Origin of the sequence: Saccharomonospora sp. NPDC046836 (assembly GCF_040645195.1) — a bacterium.
Lineage (GTDB): Bacteria > Actinomycetota > Actinomycetes > Mycobacteriales > Pseudonocardiaceae > Prauserella_A.
Genome location: NZ_JBEYXW010000008.1, coordinates 55,258 through 73,287, shown reverse-complemented (window position 1 = coordinate 73,287; position 18,030 = coordinate 55,258). Strand labels below are relative to the sequence as shown.

The 18,030-nt window shown below is 66.8% G+C and carries 17 protein-coding genes; 5 read left to right on the top strand and 12 right to left on the bottom strand.

What is annotated here, in order from left to right:
• Nucleotides 1-16: 16 nt before the first annotated feature.
• The 10 genes from era to ABZ863_RS12495 form a co-directional block, all read right to left on the bottom strand.
• Nucleotides 17-916: a GTPase Era gene (gene era, locus ABZ863_RS12540; RefSeq protein ID WP_358534528.1), complete on the bottom strand. Its 900-nt coding sequence runs from the start codon at nt 914-916 to the stop codon at nt 17-19.
• On the bottom strand, nt 913-1,248 hold the full coding sequence (locus tag ABZ863_RS12535) for a cytidine deaminase (protein WP_358534526.1): 336 nt from the start codon (nt 1,246-1,248) through the stop codon (nt 913-915). Before ABZ863_RS12535 ends, era begins: the two co-directional genes overlap by 4 nt.
• Entirely contained in the window at nt 1,241-2,572 is a 1,332-nt protein-coding gene (locus ABZ863_RS12530; RefSeq protein WP_358534524.1) for a hemolysin family protein, read from the bottom strand. Before ABZ863_RS12530 ends, ABZ863_RS12535 begins: the two co-directional genes overlap by 8 nt.
• A complete protein-coding gene (gene ybeY / locus ABZ863_RS12525) occupies nt 2,569-3,120 on the bottom strand; it encodes an rRNA maturation RNase YbeY (protein WP_358534522.1) in 552 nt (183 codons plus the stop codon). Before ybeY ends, ABZ863_RS12530 begins: the two co-directional genes overlap by 4 nt.
• A 13-nt stretch (nt 3,121-3,133) precedes the next feature.
• Nucleotides 3,134-4,174, bottom strand: coding sequence for a PhoH family protein (locus ABZ863_RS12520; RefSeq protein ID WP_358534520.1), 1,041 nt, complete (start codon nt 4,172-4,174; stop codon nt 3,134-3,136).
• 110 nt (nt 4,175-4,284) lie between these two features.
• Complete coding sequence (locus tag ABZ863_RS12515) at nt 4,285-4,635, bottom strand: histidine triad nucleotide-binding protein (RefSeq protein ID WP_358534518.1); 351 nt, start codon at nt 4,633-4,635, stop codon at nt 4,285-4,287.
• Between the two features lie 498 nt (nt 4,636-5,133).
• Nucleotides 5,134-5,886: a 16S rRNA (uracil(1498)-N(3))-methyltransferase gene (locus tag ABZ863_RS12510; protein WP_358534516.1), complete on the bottom strand. Its 753-nt coding sequence runs from the start codon at nt 5,884-5,886 to the stop codon at nt 5,134-5,136.
• Complete coding sequence (dnaJ, locus tag ABZ863_RS12505; protein ID WP_358534514.1) at nt 5,883-7,040, bottom strand: molecular chaperone DnaJ; 1,158 nt, start codon at nt 7,038-7,040, stop codon at nt 5,883-5,885. The genes ABZ863_RS12510 and dnaJ overlap by 4 nt, the downstream gene beginning before the upstream one ends.
• A 32-nt stretch (nt 7,041-7,072) precedes the next feature.
• Nucleotides 7,073-8,098: a heat-inducible transcriptional repressor HrcA gene (gene hrcA, locus ABZ863_RS12500; protein WP_358534512.1), complete on the bottom strand. Its 1,026-nt coding sequence runs from the start codon at nt 8,096-8,098 to the stop codon at nt 7,073-7,075.
• An 83-nt stretch (nt 8,099-8,181) separates the two neighbouring features.
• Nucleotides 8,182-9,210, bottom strand: a complete 1,029-nt coding sequence (locus ABZ863_RS12495) for a LacI family DNA-binding transcriptional regulator (RefSeq protein ID WP_358534510.1) — start codon at nt 9,208-9,210, stop codon at nt 8,182-8,184.
• A gap of 478 nt (nt 9,211-9,688) precedes the next feature.
• Here ABZ863_RS12495 and ABZ863_RS12490 point away from each other — a divergent pair, with 478 nt between their 5' ends.
• The 5 genes from ABZ863_RS12490 to ABZ863_RS12470 all read left to right on the top strand — a co-directional run bounded on the left by ABZ863_RS12490 (nt 9,689) and on the right by ABZ863_RS12470 (nt 15,260).
• Nucleotides 9,689-10,771: an ABC transporter permease gene (locus ABZ863_RS12490; RefSeq protein ID WP_358534508.1), complete on the top strand. Its 1,083-nt coding sequence runs from the start codon at nt 9,689-9,691 to the stop codon at nt 10,769-10,771.
• Nucleotides 10,768-11,532 carry an ATP-binding cassette domain-containing protein gene (locus ABZ863_RS12485; protein ID WP_358534506.1) on the top strand — a complete coding sequence of 255 codons (765 nt, stop codon included), beginning with the start codon at nt 10,768-10,770 and terminating at the stop codon, nt 11,530-11,532. The genes ABZ863_RS12490 and ABZ863_RS12485 overlap by 4 nt, the downstream gene beginning before the upstream one ends.
• A 12-nt stretch (nt 11,533-11,544) precedes the next feature.
• Nucleotides 11,545-12,546, top strand: a complete 1,002-nt coding sequence (locus ABZ863_RS12480) for a sugar ABC transporter substrate-binding protein (RefSeq protein WP_358534504.1) — start codon at nt 11,545-11,547, stop codon at nt 12,544-12,546.
• Nucleotides 12,547-12,610: 64 nt separating this feature from the next.
• Nucleotides 12,611-14,341 carry a CocE/NonD family hydrolase gene (locus tag ABZ863_RS12475; RefSeq protein WP_358534502.1) on the top strand — a complete coding sequence of 577 codons (1,731 nt, stop codon included), beginning with the start codon at nt 12,611-12,613 and terminating at the stop codon, nt 14,339-14,341.
• Nucleotides 14,342-14,417: 76 nt separating this feature from the next.
• Nucleotides 14,418-15,260 (top strand): patatin-like phospholipase family protein, encoded by an 843-nt coding sequence (locus ABZ863_RS12470; protein ID WP_358534500.1) that lies wholly within the window; start codon nt 14,418-14,420, stop codon nt 15,258-15,260.
• 24 nt (nt 15,261-15,284) lie between these two features.
• On the opposite strand, the gene ABZ863_RS12465 is transcribed toward ABZ863_RS12470, so the two are convergent.
• Together ABZ863_RS12465 and ABZ863_RS12460 are read right to left on the bottom strand one after the other, a co-directional pair.
• Entirely contained in the window at nt 15,285-16,637 is a 1,353-nt protein-coding gene (locus tag ABZ863_RS12465) for a condensation domain-containing protein (protein WP_358534494.1), read from the bottom strand.
• Nucleotides 16,630-18,000, bottom strand: a complete 1,371-nt coding sequence (locus ABZ863_RS12460) for a condensation domain-containing protein (RefSeq protein ID WP_358534492.1) — start codon at nt 17,998-18,000, stop codon at nt 16,630-16,632. The genes ABZ863_RS12465 and ABZ863_RS12460 overlap by 8 nt, the downstream gene beginning before the upstream one ends.
• Between the last annotated feature and the right edge of the window lie 30 nt (nt 18,001-18,030).

The following is an 18,030-nucleotide window of genomic DNA, read 5'->3' as shown; positions in this document are numbered from 1 at the left end:
CGGGGGCGTGCGCAGGTCAGAAGCCGAGCCGGCCCAGTTGCTTCGGGTCGCGCTGCCAGTCCTTGGCGATCTTGACGTGCAGGTCGAGGTACACCTTGGAGCCCAGCAGCGCCTCGATGTGCTTGCGCGCGGTCGCGCCGACCTCCTTCAGGCGGCTGCCGCGGTGGCCGAGCACGATGCCCTTCTGGCTCGGACGCTCGACATAGAGCAGGGCGTAGACGTCGATGAGGTCGTCGCGGCCTTCCCGGGGGTGCATCTCCTCGACGGTGACGGCGATGGAATGCGGCAGCTCGTCCCGCACCCCTTCCAGCGCGGCCTCCCGGATGAGCTCGGCGACCAGTGTCTGCTCCGGCTCGTCGGTGAGGTCACCGTCGGGATAGAGCTGCGGCCCCTCGGGCAGCTGCCGCACCAGGACGTCGGCGAGCGTGTCGACCTGGTAGCCGGCAGGAGCGGACACCGGGACGAGCTCGGCGAAGTCGAGCACGTCCTGCAGTGCCATGAGCTGTTCGGCCACCTGCTCGGGGCGCGCGAGATCGGTCTTGGTGACAATGCCGATGACCGGAGTGCTCCGGGCGATCTTGGCGAGCTCGCCGGCGATGAACCGGTCGCCGGGGCCGACCTTCTCGTTGGCGGGCACGCAGAATCCGACGACGTCCACTTCGGACCAGGTGGAGCGCACGACGTCGTTGAGCCGCTGGCCCAGCAACGTGCGCGGGCGGTGCAGGCCCGGCGTGTCGATGATGATCAGCTGCGCGTCCGGCCGGTGCACGACGCCGCGGATGGCGTGCCGCGTGGTCTGCGGCTTGCTCGACGTGATGGCGATCTTCGTACCGACGAGCGCGTTGGTGAGGGTGGACTTGCCGGCATTGGGCCGCCCGACGAAGCAGGCGAACCCGGAACGGTGCGGTTCGGTCAACGCATGATCTCCTGCACGGCCCCGGACAGGTCGGTACGCAGGATCGGCGCGCCGGGCGCCAGGTCACGCACGGCCTGCACGGACCCCTCCTGCACCGCGGCGGCCTCGGTGACGACGGCAGCGGCCTCGAGTCCCTCCGCGCCGCTCGACACGGCGGCGGCGACCGCGGCCTGCAGCGCCGTCAGCCGCAGCGACGGCAGATCGACCGTCGCGGCCGCGTAGGTACGACCGTCGAGGTCGCGCACGGCGGCGCCCTCCGCGGCCTGGGTCCTCGCCCGCGTCGAGCGCGCCAGGATGATGATCTTCTCGTCCTCGGGATCGAGGTCAGGCATGTTCGACGCTCCTGTCGCGCTCATCGCTTCCGTGCTGCCGGGGCTGCTCTCGCTGGTCGTCGAGGGCGCACACCACCACCGTCGTGATCCGCATCCGGCCACGCCGGTCCTTGCCGCCCTCCGCCCGCAGCCGCAGGCCGTCGACCTCAGCCTCCGCGCCGGGCAACGGTACCCGGCCGAGATGCTGCGCGAGCAGGCCGCCGACGGTCTCGACGTCGTGGTCGGACAGGTCCACGTCGAACAGCTCACCGAGATCGTCGATGCCCAGCCGCGCCGACACGCGCACCACGCCGTCCTCGACCTGCTCGATGGGCGGGCGCTCGCCGGTGTCGGACTCGTCGGTGATCTCGCCGACGATCTCCTCGAGGATGTCCTCGATCGTCAGCAGCCCTGCCGTTCCGCCGTACTCGTCGACGGCGATGGCCATGTGGTGGCGGGACATCTGCATCTCCCTGAGCAGGCTGTCCAGCTGTTTGGAGTCGGGCACGAAGTTGGCGCGGTTCATCAGCTCGTGCACCTCCCTGGCGGCGCCGCCGTCCGCCGCCATCGCGGCGCTGACCAGGTCCTTGAGGTTGACCACGCCGACGATGTCGTCCACGGACTCACCGATCACGGGCAGCCGGGTGAAACCGGTGCGTATCGACAACGCAAGCGCCTGCCGGACGGTCTTGCCCTGCTCGATCCACACGATCTCGGTGCGGGGCACCATGACCTCGCGCGCCACGGTATCGCCGAGCTCGAACACCGAATGGATCATCTCGCGCTCGTCCTTGTCGACGACGCCGCGCTCACCGGCGAGGTCAACGAGCTCGCGGAGTTCGGTCTCGGTCGTGAACGGCCCTTCGCGGAATCCCTTGCCAGGGGTGATCGCGTTGCCGAGGACGATGAGCAGCCGGCTGAGCGGGCCCAGCACCGTGCCGAGGATCCGCACCGGGCCCGCGACGATGACGCCGATGCGGTACGGGTGCTGCCTGCCGACGGTGCGCGGGCCGACCCCGACCAGGACGTAGCTGACCAGGACCATGATCAGGCCTGCCACGACGACGGCGAGCCACACCGGCTGGAACCAGCGCACGCTGACGATCGTGACGAGCACGGTCGCGGTGAGCTCGCAGCCCATGCGCAGCAGCAGGAGCAGGTTGATGTGGCGGCTTCGCTCGTCGAGCACGGCGATCAGGTGGCGTGCGCCGGGGCGGTCCGCGCGGACCATGCCCTCGGCGCGTGCGTGCGAGGCGGTGCTGATCGCGGCGTCGGCGGCCGCGAAGATGCCGCCGAGAAGCACCAGCAACGCCGCCAGTATGAGCAGTACAGCAGAACTGGTCACGGCGTCTCCTGGTGCGCCCCTCCGTCGAGCCCGGCCGCCCCGAGTAGACGGTCGTCGTTGGTGCGCTGCGTGTCACGGCGCCGGGCGGCCAGCGCGGCCGCGTGGAAGTCGGCGAGGATCCGCTTCTGCAGCCCGAACATCTCCCGCTCCTCGGCGGGTTCGGCGTGGTCGTAACCGAGCAGGTGCAGCACGCCGTGCACGGTCAGCAGGTGCAGCTCCTCCATGAGGGAGTGGCCTGCCGTGCGTGCCTGGTCCTTGGCGAAGGCCGGGCACAGCACGATGTCACCGAGCAGCGCGGGCGAAGCGTCGGGTGCATCGGGCCGCCGGGTGGACTCCAGCTCGTCCATCGGGAACGCCATGACGTCCGTCGGGCCGGGCAGGTCCATCCAGCGCTCGTGCAGCTCCTCCATCACCTCGAGTGTCACCAGCAGCACGGACAGCTCCGCGAGCGGGCTGACCTCCATCTTGTCGAGCGCGAACCGGGCCGCCGCGACGATGGACGTCTCGTCGACGTTGACGCCCGACTCGTTGGCGATCTCGATACTCACGCGTCCACCTCGCTCATCGGCCGCCGACTGCCTTTCCGTTGCCGGCGGCGTCCTGCGTGGCCTGCCACTTCTCGTACGCGTCCACGATGTCGCCGACCAACCTGTGCCGGACGACGTCGTGGCTGGTCAGGTTGGCGAAGTGCAGGTCGTCGACGCCCTCCAGGATGTCCCGGACGATCCGCAGGCCGCTGCGCTGCCCGCTGGGCAGGTCGACCTGGGTGATGTCGCCGGTCACGACGACCTTCGAGCCGAACCCGAGGCGGGTCAGGAACATCTTCATCTGTTCCGGCGTGGTGTTCTGCGCTTCGTCGAGGATGATGAACGCGTCGTTGAGCGTCCGTCCACGCATGTAGGCCAGTGGCGCGATCTCGATCGTGCCTGCCTGCATGAGCCGCGGGATCGAATCGGGGTCGACCATGTCGTGCAGCGCGTCGTACAGCGGGCGCAGATACGGGTCGATCTTCTCGTACAGCGTGCCGGGCAGGAAGCCGAGCCGCTCCCCCGCCTCGACGGCGGGCCGGGTGAGGATGATCCGGTTGACCTGCTTGCCCTGCAGCGCTTGGACGGCCTTGGCCATTGCGAGGTAGGTCTTACCGGTGCCAGCGGGGCCGACGCCGAACACGATGGTGTGCTTGTCGATGGCGTCGACATAGCGCTTCTGGTTGAGCGTCTTGGGCCGGATGGTGCGCCCGCGACGGGACAGGATGTCCATGCTCAGGACGTCGGCAGGCGACTCGGACGTCCCGGTGGACAGCATCGCGACCGTACGACGTACGGTGTCGGGCCCGACCTGCTGGCCACGGGTCGCGAGCGTCACCAGCTCGGCGAACACCCGCTCGGCGAAGGCGACATCACCGGGAGCGCCGGTGAGTGTGACCTCATTGCCCCGTACGTGCACATCTGCGTCCAGAAGGTCTTCCGCGGCGCGGAGGTTCTCATCACGAGAGCCGAGCAGCACGAGCGCGGCGGCATCGGGAATCGGGAACTTTGACTGTGCCTGCTGCACTGGTTGCGAAGCGGCTGCTGCGGGTTGCTGCGGAACGGTTCCGGCCACGTGGGCTCTGGCCTGCTTTCTGCACGTACGTGCTACTCGTCGCGGGTGGCTACGTCTTGATGTTAACCGCATCGGTGCATCGGGGCGCATACATTACCGGCCCCGCTCGTCTAACGACCGAAGTGACCGAGCTGTTCCCCGCCGAGCACGTGGGCGTGTACGTGGAACACCGTCTGACCTGCATGGGAGTCGGTGTTGAAGACGATCCGGTAACCGTTGCCGTCCAGCCCCTCCAGTTCGGCGACCTTGGAGGCGGTGGCGATGACGTCGGCGAGCAGCTGCGGGTCGGCGGCGGCGAGCTCGGCGACGTTGCGGTAACGCTTCTTGGGCACCACGAGCACGTGCGTTGCGGCCTGCGGGTGGATGTCGCGGAAGGCCAGCGTCGTGTCGGTCTCGTGGACGATGTCGGCCGGGAGCTCCCTGGCGATGATCCGCTCGAACAGCGTGTCGGCGTCGCTCATGCTCCGCACCCTAACGGCTAGCCGGCCGAGTCCCCCAAGGCCACCTTGGTTGCGCTGAACGCAACCAAGGGGCCCTTGGGGGCAGAGAAATCGCCCAGGAGGGAAAACGGCAACGCCGCGACTGTGCGCCGCGGACGGCGATCCGGGGGCCCCAGAAGACACTGCGAAATCGCCCGGCGGGAGAGGACCGAAGGTCCACGACTATGCGCCGCGGAGGCGATCCGGGGGGCCTGGGGGGTATCCCCCCAGAAGACACTGCGGAATCGCCCGGCGGGAGAGGACCGAAGGTCCTCGACTATGCGCCGCGGAGGCGATGAAGCCTGGGGGTCGCTCCATTCGCCGCCGCGGCTCCGCCGGACCGAGGGGGGAGGTGTCCGGCGGCGTCTGCGGCACACAACGTGTGCCCGATCGCCGACAAGAGTAGTGGGAAAAGGTGGCGTCGCGCCATGATTGGCTGGGATTGGCGCACTGACGGGGTGGCCGGGGCAGCCGATCGGCCTACTCCCAGCGTGCAGTCAGGGCACCGAGCGCACCGAGAGCGACCGCGCCTGCGGTCGAGGTGCGCAACACGGTGTGTCCAAGCCGGACTCCCACGGCGCCCGCTTCGGTGAACGCGGCCAGCTCCTCGGCGGTGATGCCGCCCTCCGGGCCGACGACGAGGAAGAGCTCACCCCGTGCGGGCAGTGAGATTCCGGTGATCGGGCGGGCCGCGTCCGCGTCGAGCACCACGGCGCAGTCGGCCGCCGCGAGCAGAGCCGCGAGCTGCCGGGTGTCGACAGGGTCGCCGACGTCGGGCACCCGGCCGCGCCGTGCCTGCTTGGCCGCGGAGCGTGCGGTGCCGCGCCAGCGTTCGAGTGCCTTGGCCCCGCGTGGACCGGCGTCCCAGCGCGCGATGCTCCGGGCCGCCCGCCACGGCAGCACGGCGTCGGCGCCCGCCTCGGTGGCCAGTTCCACCGCGAGCTCACCACGGTCGCCCTTCGCGAGCGCCTGCACGATCGTCACGCGCAGCGCGGGCTCCGGATCCGCACGCCGTTCCCGCACGACGAGGTCCAGCCGCGGTTCACGACCTGGCTGGATGGCCTCGACCACGCAGTCGGCGAGGCCGCCACGACCATCGGAGATCGTCACCCGCTCCCCGGCCCGCATACGCCGCACTGTGACGGCGTGGCGGGCCTCGTCACCGTCGAGGACGGCGTGGACGTCGGCGGGCAGCGCCTCGACCAGGAAGACGGGAGGTGTCGTGTCGGTCACCGGGTCTTGGCACGCAGCTTCGCGAACAGCCCACCGTGCTTGTGGCCGTTGCCGGCGAGTGCGGGGGCTTCCTCACCGCGCAGCTGGGCGAGGTCGCGCAGCAGCGCGGACTGCTCGTCGTCCAGCTTGGTCGGCACCACGACCTCGATGTGGACGTACAGATCGCCGCGGCCGTCGACCCGGCCGGAGGACCGCAGCCGCGGCATGCCCTTGCCGGGCAGGACCAGCTGGGTGTTGGGCTGGGTACCGGCTTCGATGTCGAGATCATGCACGCCGTCGATCAGTGTCTCGAGCGGCACGACGGCGCCGAGTGCGGCGCTGGTCATCGGGATGCGCAACTGGCAGTGCAGGTCGTTGCCCTCCCGGGCGAACACCTCGTGCGGCTCCTCGTCCACCTCGACGTAGAGGTCACCGGCGGGACCGCCACCGGGACCGACCTCGCCCTGCCCGGAAAGCCGGATCCGCATCCCGTCGCCTACGCCCGGCGGGATCTTCGCGGTGACGGTGCGGCGCGCACGCACCCGCCCGTCGCCGCCACACTGCTGGCAGGGGTCGGTGATGACCTCGCCGAAACCGCGGCACACCGGGCATGGCCGCGCCGTGACGACCTGCCCGAGGAACGAGCGCTGGACCGACTGGATCTCGCCCTGGCCACCGCACGTGTCACAGGTCTTGACGCTGCCGCCCTCGGCGGTACCCGCGCCGCGGCACCGGTCGCAGAGGATGGCCGTGTCGACGGCGATCTCCTTGTGGACACCGGTCGCGCACTCTTCGAGGGTGAGGCTGAGCCGGAGCAACGCGTCGGATCCCGGCTGCACGCGGCTGCGCGGGCCCCGTCCACGCCCGCCACCGGCGGCGGCACCGAAGAAGGCGTCCATGATGTCGCCGAGCCCGCCGAATCCCGCGAACGGATCGCCGCCGCCCCGGCCTGCCCCGTTGTCCATGGGGTCGCCACCGAGGTCGACGATCTTGCGCTTCTGCGGGTCGGAGAGGACCTCGTAGGCGGTGGTGACCTCGCCGAACTTGTGCTGCGCGTCCTCGGACGGGTTGACATCAGGGTGCAGCTCGCGCGCGAGCTTGCGGTACGCGCGCTTGATCTCCTGATCGGACGCGTTCTTCGCTACGCCCAGGATGCCGTAGTAGTCCCTGGCCACCGTCTTGACGTCCTCCTGTGTCGTCCTGCCGGCTACTTGCCGGACAGGATCTGGCCCACGTAGTTCGCCACCGCGCGGACCGCGGCGATCGTGCCGGCGTAGTCCATCCGTGTCGGACCGACCACACCCATACCCCCGAGCAGCAGCTCGTCGGAGCCGTACCCGATCGAAACGATGGAGGTACTCCGCATCTGCTCGTCTTCATTCTCCTCACCGATGAGCACGGTGACGGCACCGGGGTTGCGTGCCGCGGCGAGCAGCTTGAGCACGACCACCTGCTCTTCCAGCGCCTCCAGCACCTGGCGGAGCGAGCCTGGGAAGTCGGCGACGTTGCGGGTGAGGTTCGCCGTGCCGCCGAGGACGAGCCGCTCCTCGGGATGCTCGACCAGCGACTCGACCAGAACGGTACAGACCCGCGTCATCATGTCGCGCAGCTCGGCGGGGCATTCCCCTGGCAGCTCGGAGACCCTCGCGGCGGCCTCGGGCAGCCGGTGCCCGGCGAGCGCACCGTTGAGCATGTCGCGCAACCGGGCGACACCCTCCTCGCTGGTCACGTCGCCGAGGTCGACCGCACGCTGGTCGACCCTGCCGGTGTTGGTGATCAGGACCAGCATCAGCCGCGCCGGCGTCAGTGGCACGACCTCGACGTGCCGGACCGTCGCGGTGGTCAGCGTCGGGTACTGCACGATCGCGACCTGACGGGTGAGCTGCGCCAGTAACCGGACCGACCGGCGCAGCACGTCGTCGAGGTCGATCGCGCCTTCGAGGAAGTTGCGAATGGCCCTGCGTTCCGCCGCCGACAGTGGCCTGACCTCGGACAACCGGTCGACGAACAGCCGGTATCCCTTGTCGGTGGGAATGCGCCCCGCGCTGGTGTGCGGCTGCGTGATGTAGCCGTCCTCCTCCAGCGCCGCCATGTCGTTGCGTACGGTCGCACTCGACACACCCAGGTTGTGCCGGTCGACCAGTGCCTTGGACCCGACCGGTTCCTGGTTCGACACGTAGTCGGCGACGATGGCGCGCAGCACCTCGAAGCGCCGCTCATCCGCGCTTGCCACCAGCGCCTCCTCTCGCCGCCTTTGACAACGAGTTTACGGTGTCTGATGTTTCCGGGGGCCGACGTGTTGCCAGGCGGAACAGGTCAGCGCGCCGCGGCAGCCTTGATCAGGCCCGATTCGCGGACGATGAGCTCAGCGGTGAGCGTGCGTTGCGCCGGGGGTGCGTCGTCTCCTTCGATACGCCGGAAGAGCACCTCGGCCGCGATCGTTCCCATTGCCGCCGGGTCCTGAGCGATCACTGTCACGGACGGCTCGAGGAGTTCCGCGAGTAGGAAGTCGTCGAAACCGACCACAGCGATGTCGTGTTGCTTCCCCCTGCCACGCAAAGCACGAACAACGCGGATGGTGACGAGGTTCTGGCTCGCGAAAAGAGCTGTCGGCGGATCGGGCAGCGCGAGCATGCTCGCGATGGCGCCCTCCACGAGTTCGAGCGAGCTCAGATCATGCCGGATGAGATCCGGATCCTCGGGCAGGCCACCACGAGCGAGAGCGTCGAGGTAGCCCCGAAAGCGCTCCGTCGCGGTGACCCTGTTGGTCTTGTGTCCCAGATACGCGATACGGCGGTGGCCCACGCCGACGAGGTATTCGGTGGCGCGTTCGGCGCCGCGCCTGTTGTCGGACAGGACGCTGTCGGCCGCAAGGAAAACCGGTGGGCGGTCGACGAACACGATCGGCGTGCCTGCCTGCTGGTAGTCCCGAAGGTAGCTGTGGTCGTGCGCAGGCGACATGATGATGAGCCCATCGACCTGTCTGCCGATGAAGTTGGTGACCAGGCGGCGCTCCCGCTCGGCGTCCTCATGGAGGCTTCCGGCCGCGACGCTCACCTCGTGGGTGTTGGCGACGTCCTCCACCGCCCGGTAAAGACTGGCGGAGAAGGGGTTTGCGACGTCATCGACGAGCAGACCGATCGTCGTGGAGCGACCGTCGCGACGCCGCAGGGTGCTGGCGGTGAGGTTCGGGTGGTAGCTGAGCTGCCGGGCGGCGCGGCGCACTCGTCCGGCGATCTCGGGATTCACCGTGGGCACGCCATTCACCACACGGGAGACGGTTTTGATGCTGACTCCCGCGAGTCGCGCCACGTCACGCATGGTCGCACGCCTGTTGTCAGACAACGATGACTCACCTTCGCCGACCTGACGACCTCTCGGGCACGCCAGTGTACATAACGCGCTGAACAGGCACTATCACACTGAAGACACCTCAACGGCATCCTATTGACACGTTCTTGCAACCGCGGTTTTAATAGGTGAGACATCGTTGTCCGAGAGTGCCGGACGGAGCTAGTGCGGACGTAGCCGGCTGCGACCAGATCGGAAACTCTGATGCTGTTGCGTCGACCTTTACGCAGTCCTGCCTCAGTCCCCAGGCGAGGCGCTCCCGGCGCGATTCGCCGAGCCGACACGTGGCGGCCGCACCTGCCGAGCAAATGGGCCCGGCAGCCACGCGATGTCTACCGAGCCGGATCTCCTGGCCTCGTGCTCGCCGCCGTTTCTGTGAGCAGTTTCTGCCGAAACGTGTTGCAGGGTGCCTATTCACGCCGGCCGGCAGCGACTTCTGCCCCCAACGTCGCATGGCAGAAAGGACTGGACAGTGGTGGAACTCAAAAAGCCCGCGTTAGGGAGCACGCTGGTATCCGGACACCCCGAACCAGACGGTACGACGCAGGCTTCGCAGCGGCGGAGCATGGCACTGACGGTCGCACTGCGCTTGATCGCTGCTGGTCCGCTGCTGGTGCTGCTCTGTATCTGGCTCGTGTTCTCGTTACTGAGTCCCTACTTCTTGAGCACCTCGAACGTCACCAACATCCTGGTGCAGTCGAGTTCGGTCGCGTTGCTCGCACTCGGCGCACTGGTCGTGGTGATGGTCGGCTCGCTGGACCTTTCGCTCGGTTCCACGGTGGGGCTGTGCACGATCGTCGGCGCGGTGATCTTCCGTGACTACCCGTCGCTCGGGTGGTTCGTCATCCCGCTGTTGCTCCTCATAGGACTCGCGATCGGCATCGTCAACGCGCTGTGCATCGTCAGCCTGCGTATCGGTAACGCCTTCATCGTGACCCTCGGCATGCTCTACGTCATTCAGAGCCTGTCCTACGTGGTGTCGGGTGGAACGCAGGTTCCAGGTGTACCGAATCACGTCATCGCACTGGCCAACGAAAGCCTTTTCGGCATTCCGGGCCCCGTGCTGCTCGTCATCGCCTGCGGGGGCCTGTTGTGGCTCCTGCTGAACCGGGTCGCCTGGGGTCGCTGGATCGTCGCGATCGGCGGCAACCGCGACGCCGCGAGCAAGGTCGGCATTCCGACGCGGAAAGTGCTGTTCAGCGTGTACATCATCGCCAGCGTTTTCGCCGCGGTCACGGGAATTCTGGTGGCCGGCCTGAACAACTCCGGGACCGTCGACAACGGAACGTCGATCCTGCAGGCGATCGCCGCCGTGGTGATCGGCGGCGCAAGCCTGACCGGTGGACGCGGGAGCGTGTGGTACACGGTCGTCGGCGCGGTCATCCTCGGCTCGATTACCAATGGATTGACATTGTTGTCGGTGTCACCGAACTGGACGCCGTTCGCGATAGGTGCCGTTCTGGTCGCCGCGGTCGGCTTGGACACGCTCCGCACCTCGGTGGAGGGAAAGCTGCGTATCCGGCAGGCCCAGATCCAGGCAGGGGGTGCGGTATGACAGCGAACGCCGTGCTGGAGGTCGCTGGAGTGACCAAACGTTTCGGCAACCACGCCGCGCTCGACACGGTGAGCTTCGCGGTGCAGGAACGCGAAGTGGTCGCGCTTCTCGGTGACAACGGCGCGGGAAAATCAACCCTCGTCAAATGCATCTCGGGTATTCACCGCCCCGACCAGGGCAGTATCTACCTGGAGGGATCCCCGGTTGCCGGTCAGGACAGCGGTATCGGTGTCGTGTATCAGGACCTCGCCTTGTTCGACAACATGTCCGTCGCGGAGAACCTGTTCGCGGGCCGAGAACCGTGCTGGCCACGATTTCCCAGGGGTTTCGGGCTCGTCAAACGCCGGACAATGCTTGATGAAGCTCGCCGGACCCTGCACCGGCTTGAAGTGAAGATTCCCAATCTCAAGACCCCCGTCGGCCTGCTTTCCGGAGGACAACGACAGGCTATCGCCGTCTCGAAAGGAATTGCGTTCGCACGACGAATCGTGGTACTCGACGAGCCGACCGCAGCACTGGGCATCCGGGAGCGGACAAACGTACTCCGTCTCGTTCGCCAGCTTCCCGAGGCAGGAATTGCGGTTATCCTGATCAGCCACAATCTCGAAGAAGTCATCGCGGTCGCCGACCGCGCCGTAATTCTACGACAGGGAAAGATGGTCGGCGAGGTCGCGGCAACCGCCGAGAATCACGAGACCATGGTCTCGTTGATCGTCGGAGGCAGCCTCCCCCTCATCAACGGAAAGACAGGCCAGGAATAGCGGGAGATAACCATGTCCATCAGATTCTTTGGTCCCACCAGGCGAAGGCGATCAATACTGGCGGCGCACCTGGGGGCCGCGGCGGTCGTCACGAGTTCATTGCTCGCAGGCTGCGGCTCGCAGGGCGGTGCCGGTCCGGACGATCCGAGGCTCATTGTCTTCGCCTTGTCTTTTCCCTGTGAACTCAATGATTATGCGACCAGACTGTGCGATGGCGTGAACGCCGGCGCCAGCGAACTACCGTCCGGTTACCGGGTCGACATCAAAACCGGCGTGAACTATGGCGACAACGTCGCCTTCAACAACTTGATTCAGACGAGTAGCCAGTTGCAGCCGGCAGGGTTGATCGTCTTCCCGAGCGGCCCCGCGGCGCAGACGCCGGTGCTCAACCAGGCCTGTGACAAGAACATCAAGGTGATCGTCATCGACAGCCCGGCCGATGGCGTGAAATGCCAGTCGAGTTTCGTCGGTGCCAACCACGAACAGCTGGGCACGCTCGCCGGGGAGTGGCTGGTCAGTCATCCCTCTCCCACCAAGAACGTCGGAGTGGTCACACTGCCGCCGGGCCAGTACACGTCAAACGACGACCGGGTCAAGGGATTCACGCAAACCGTTGAAGCGAACGGGTACCGGGTCGTCGCCACGGTCACCACGGATCTGTCTCTCGACAGCACACGTCGCGGGGTCGCCAACATGCTGACGGCGCACCCGGATCTCGGCGCGATCTTCTCCGCCAACACCCAGATCGGGCAAGGCACACTCCAAGCGCTGAAGGACAACAGTCAGGTTGTGCAGCTCACGGCTGACGGCTCGCTCACCAACGTGCCCAACATCCTGGACGGCACGGTGAGCGCTGATGCTGCTCAGGATCCATACGGCATGGGACGGACCGCGGTGCAATACATGGCCAGGGTCATTCAGGGAGAGCAGGTTCCCGAAACCACGTATACCCGAGCCGGGATCGTCGACAGGACCAACGCCCAGGCCTATCTGGAGGCGGGGGGCCCGAAATGACCACCCGCGTTGCCGGCTGGTCGTCGTGGCGGAGCCTTGTGGTCCCCGGCAGTGGGTTGCGACCATGAGCCTGGCGACGTACCGCTCCGACTACGCCATCCCCGGCAGCACGCTCGCGCACGGCACCGGCAGCGTCACCGTGGAGTTCGACGTTCCGGCCCGCATGAGAGACGGAACGACGCTTCGGGCCAACATCTACCGTCCGCACGGCTCCGGGCCGTGGCCGACATTGTTGATGCGCACACCGTATGACAAGAACCGGCAGGTCATGGACGTGTGGTGTGGGCTCGACCCAGTGCAGGCAGCTCGCCAGGGTTTCCTCGTGGTGACACAGGACGTACGGGGGCGCTTCACTTCTGACGGCGACTGGCAACCATTCCGCTATGAACGGCAGGACGGCTTCGACACTGCCGAATGGGCTGCGGCACTGCCGGGCTCCAACGGACGTGTCGGAATGTACTCGGGAAGCTACTGCGGCAACATCCAATGGCAGGCGGCAGCCGACCGCCCACCTGGACTCGCGGCCATATCACCAGCACTGACCTGGTCTGAGCCGTTGGAGGGGCTCCTGGCCAGAGGCGGAGCGGTCGAACTCGGCCTCGCCTTGCGCTGGGCTTTGGAGAACAGCGTCGACTGCCTCGACCGGGCCGAGGGTGACCCCGCCGAGCACCGGCGACGGCTGGATGCGGTCGCGCACGAGTGGGACCGGTTGCCCGACCTGGGCTACTGGGAGCTGCCGGTCAGTGATGTCGCTGTGCTGCGACGGCACGGCGTGCCCGCGCTCGGCGGACTCCGCGACATCGACAATGCCGAGGCCGCGGCGTGGAGCCGGATAACCGATCTGTACGACGAGGTCGCCATCCCCAGCCTGCACACGGCGGGCTGGTACGACATCTTCCTGCAGGGAACGCTCGACAACTACACCGCGATGGCGGCGAGGGGCCGCGAGGCGAACCTGGTCGTGGGGCCCTGGACGCATCACGCGTTCGGCGATCCGGTGGGCCAGCAGTCGTTCGGCATGCGCGCAATGCGCAACGGGTTTCCCGTCCACCGGCACGGCGACTGGAACGATCTCCAGCTGGCCTGGTTCCGCCGGCACCTCACAACAGAGCCGGCCGGTGGAGAACTGGATGCCCCCGTGCGGATCTTCGTCATGGGCCGCAACGAATGGCGAGACGAAGCGCAGTGGCCACCCGCGCGCGCCATCGCACAGCGCTGGTATCTCCACGCGGGGGGAACGCTCACGCCGGAGCGCCCACAGATGCGCGAGGACGTGACCGGTTTCCAGTACGACCCCACGCACCCGGTTCCGACTGTGGGCGGGCATGGGGTTCTGTGGCCGGGCAGCCCGTCCGGGCCGATGGATCAGGCGGCGGTGGAAGCGCGAGACGACGTGCTGGTGTTCACGTCGCCGAGGCTCAGCCACGACCTCGACGTCACCGGCCGGGTGCGCGTTGTCCTCTACGCCAGCAGTTCCGCCCCCTCAACCGACTGGGTCGCCCGGTTGTGCGATGTGCATCCTGATGGGCGCTCCATCAACCTGTGCGACGGGATTGTCCGGGTGACAACGGTTTCCCGCGGCGTCGATCGGTACGAGATCGATCTGTGGTCCACCAGTAACGTGTTCCTACGCGGCCACCGGCTTCGCGTACACATCACCAGCAGCTCGTTCCCGCGGTGGGATCGCAATCTCAACACCGGTGACCAAGACGCAGTGCACAGTCACGTCGCCCGGCAACGGGTTCACCACGACGCAGAGCATCCTTCGCACATCGAGATTCCAGTAATCACCTGAACTCGGCTCAGTGCCGCACATCGCGACGATGTGCTTGGGTGATCCATGTCTGCAGGCGTGGTGGAGGGAACGAGCCATGAGACGAGCATTGGTGCTTGCCGGTGGCGGGGTCGCAGGCATCGCCTGGGAACTCGGCGTCCTGCGTGGCATCGCTGATGTCGCACCAGGATCGGCCTCAGCGCTCTTGGACGCCGACGTCATAGTCGGGACATCCGCGGGATCAGCGGTCGCCGCCCAGATCACCAGCGATGTCCCTTTGTCGGCACTGTATGCCGCACAACTGCAACCCGAGCACCACGAGATCGACATCGAACTGTCGTGGGACGCATTGATGGACAGATTCGCGATGGTCGCCGCGCGGGCATCGTCGGTGCGCGACCTGCGGCGGCGGATCGCCGGTCTCGAGCGGTTCACTGATGTCGATGAAGCGGCACGACATCGCGCGATCCTCGCGCGACTTCCCGTTCCACAGTGGCCGGACCGGCCGATCAGGCTGGCTGCCGTGGACGCAGGTTCCGGCGACCTGGTCGCGTTCGACGCGGAATCCGGTGTCAACCTTGTCGATGCGGTGGCAGCCAGCTGCGCGGTGCCTTGTGTCTGGCCGCAGGTCGTCATCGACGGCCGCGCCTATGTAGACGGTGGGATCCCTTCCAACGCGAACGTGCACCTCGCCGCCGACTGCAGCCGCGTTGTCGTCATCGCACCAACGGCCCCCGACGCTCCCACGCCGTTCGACCGGTGGGTGAAAGAACTCGACCGCCTCACACCCGAACGGCTCCTGCGAATACACGCGGACCCGATCTCTGTCACCAGCTTCGGTACGAACCCACTGTCACCTGCGACCCGTGCACCAGCCGCACGAGCCGGGCGGCAGATCGGGCGTCAGCACGCCGAACACCTCGCTGCATTCTGGCGCTGACCGACCGGTGTGCCACTACGGCCCTCAGGCCTGGATATCCACCGTCGTGACCCGGTAACCGGGCTCCGCACTGAGTCGCTCCAGAGTGGAACCGAAGTGGCGACCGAGCTGCGCAAGCCCTTGCCATCCCATTGCGGTCCCGTGGCCGTAGAGATGCCCGCCGAGCGCGCCTTCGCTACCCTGGCGCAGCACAAAGCTCAGGGCACCAGCACCGTAGAAGTCCCGATCAACACGAACACGCGCCCAATCGTTGGAGAGAGCGTACGGCACGAAACGCGGTGATACATCGGTTGATCTGCGCAATTGTGATGCACCTCGACGTGGGGGAATGAAGTTGAGGACGAGATCGAACACGGGACGCTGTCCACCGGCAACCGCGTGCGCTACCGTCCTCAACGGAATCCGCCGCGCCCGGGCCGCCGTTTCCTCCACACGGATACGCTGCATCAGCTCAACCAATGACGGCGAACCTCCCAGCTCGACGCGAATCGGGAGATAGTCGAACACCGGCCCCACCACCGGCTGCAGCTCGGAATCAGTCCGGTTGGCATGCGCGAGCCCGAACACGACGTCATCTCCCAGCACAGGCGAGAGCGTCAGGATCGCCGCCGCGTACAGCAACGACGCCAGCGTCGCATCGTGCTGCCGGGCGAACTCGGTGAGTCTGGTCAACACCGCTTCGGATACCGGCGGGATCGGGTGACTGATCAGCTCGAAGGGCGGCTGGTCACGTAACGCCGATGGCAACAGGAACCCCTGGGACGCGGGACTCAATCGCTCACACCATTCCCGTTCCAGCACAGGATCTCGGAAGGAGGCCTCCCACGCCGCATAATCACCGAACTGGATGGGCATGTCCGGCAGGGACAGTATTCTGCGACCGACGATCGCGTGATAGAAGCTCGTCAGGTCACGTTCCAGCACCATGCTGGACCAGCCGTCGCACAGACTGTGGTGTAACACGAGTGCGAGGATGTGACGCCGTGTGTCGACGCTGGCGAGGATGGCACGCCAGAGTGGCGGCTCCCGCAACGCAAAGGGGCGCGCGACGTCGGTCAGCACCACGTTGCGGGCCTCGGTCCCGGGATCCGGCATCGACGTCAGATCCACTTTCCACAGCGCCGGTTCCCGGTCGTCACCAACCCGCTGCTGTACTTCGCCGGCAGAATCGAGGAAGCACGTTCGCAGGATCTCGTGTCGACCCACCAGTTCACGCAGGGTCTGCCGAAGCGCACCATCGTCTACGTCGCCGAGCAGCTCCCAGGTCACCAGCACGTTGTAGTTGGACAGACGAGTGTCGACCGAGTAATACAACTGCTGCTGCAGATACGATGCCGATACACACCACACGGGCGAACCCGAACCGGCTTCACTCATAGTCAATCTTCTTTCCTAGCATCGAACGATCAAAGGCGGGCCTCGCGAGATCGGCAACCCGCCGCCCGGGTTCGGTAACCAGGCGAACGAGCGTCTCGTTCGTCATCGAGCCCAGCGCGTGCGCCTGCTCGGGGGTCAGCACGTTGATGTTGGCGAGCAGATAACCGCCGATCGTGCCGTCGGGTCGCGGGCGGTGCTGGTAGTCGACGATGCCGAAGCCTTCGCGCCACTGATCAACGCGGAAACTGCGGTGCTCGAGCTCGGGTTCCAGCTCTGTCACGGAATCCGCGACTGTTCCATCCGGTGCGCGGTTCAGCTGTGTGCGGTGTGGCAGATAGTTCACTGTCACGTCCACCAGAGGGCCTGCCCGCCGCTCGGGGTTCGCCCGGATCAGCGGAGCCAGCGCCGCCATTGGCGCATAGTGGTCGAGTGCGGCTGCGATACCGTCGTCGACCCGTCCGATGAGTTCGCCGAAGCTGGGATTGCCGGCTGTGTCGACGACAACAGGCAGCCGGTCCGCCAGATCACCGACCACATTGAGCAATTCGGGCTGGTCACGGTTGCCGACGAAGACCCCAACCGTCAGGCGAGGACCAACGACAGGAGCCAGGGAAGCAGCAACGGCCGCCGTAACCACCCGGGCCGGCGTCGTGCGGCACTCGACTGCCAGTCGGCCGAGCTCCGCGCCCGTCTGCACGGAGACAGTCGGCAAGGGAAAAGACTGAAACACGCCCGCGCCGGTGTCGGCAGCCTCGCGACTACCCAACGGGAAGCGAGGATTCTGCGAGGAGAGCAGGTGAGGCCAGTAGTACGGCGGATCCTCGGTGGCGAGTTTCCATTCCCAGGTGGCGTAGTCCGGGAGCTGCAGATCGAGCCTGGGAAGCACTGGCCCGCGAGTGTCTCGGGCCGACCGATAGAGCTCAGCGAAGTCACGGAAGATGATGCCCGCGGACCACCCGTCGCAGATCGCATGATGAACACTCAGGACGAGGACACTCCGAGAAGCACCCAGCCGCAGCAGACGGGAGCGGAACAGGGATCCGTCATGGACGTGAAACGGCTCGTCGAGGATGGCCAGAACCAACTTCTGTAGCTCGTCCGGGCTGATGTCACCGACGTCGGCGACGTCCAACGAAACCTCTTCTGCCGTCGTACTGACCTGCTGGACCACGCCGGTACCGGAACGAGTCAGCGTGGTTCTCAGTGCATCGTGACGGCTGACGAGCCCGTGGATCGCTTCACTCACAGCATGTTCGTCGCAGCTGCCGAGCTGAATGGCGACGGGAACGTTGAGTGTCGACTGTCCATCGTGGTGTGCACGGAAATACCATCTCTGCCGTGACGTCGCCGGAAAACGTTGCATTCTCAGTGAGTCCTTCCTGCGGTCCCGGAA

Bases quoted from the DNA above. Each gene is read 5' to 3' on its own strand.
- ABZ863_RS12515 (WP_358534518.1), bottom strand. From the start codon at position 4,635: ATGAGCGACGCCGACACGCTGTTCGAGCGGATCATCGCCAGGGAGCTC.
- ABZ863_RS12485 (WP_358534506.1), top strand. From the start codon at position 10,768: ATGACAGCGAACGCCGTGCTGGAGGTCGCTGGAGTGACCAAACGTTTC.
- ABZ863_RS12475 (WP_358534502.1), top strand. From the start codon at position 12,611: ATGAGCCTGGCGACGTACCGCTCCGACTACGCCATCCCCGGCAGCACG.
- ABZ863_RS12460 (WP_358534492.1), bottom strand. From the start codon at position 18,000: ATGCAACGTTTTCCGGCGACGTCACGGCAGAGATGGTATTTCCGTGCA.
- ABZ863_RS12470 (WP_358534500.1), top strand. From the start codon at position 14,418: ATGAGACGAGCATTGGTGCTTGCCGGTGGCGGGGTCGCAGGCATCGCC.
- ABZ863_RS12465 (WP_358534494.1), bottom strand. From the start codon at position 16,637: ATGAGTGAAGCCGGTTCGGGTTCGCCCGTGTGGTGTGTATCGGCATCG.
- ABZ863_RS12535 (WP_358534526.1), bottom strand. From the start codon at position 1,248: ATGCCTGACCTCGATCCCGAGGACGAGAAGATCATCATCCTGGCGCGC.
- ABZ863_RS12480 (WP_358534504.1), top strand. From the start codon at position 11,545: ATGTCCATCAGATTCTTTGGTCCCACCAGGCGAAGGCGATCAATACTG.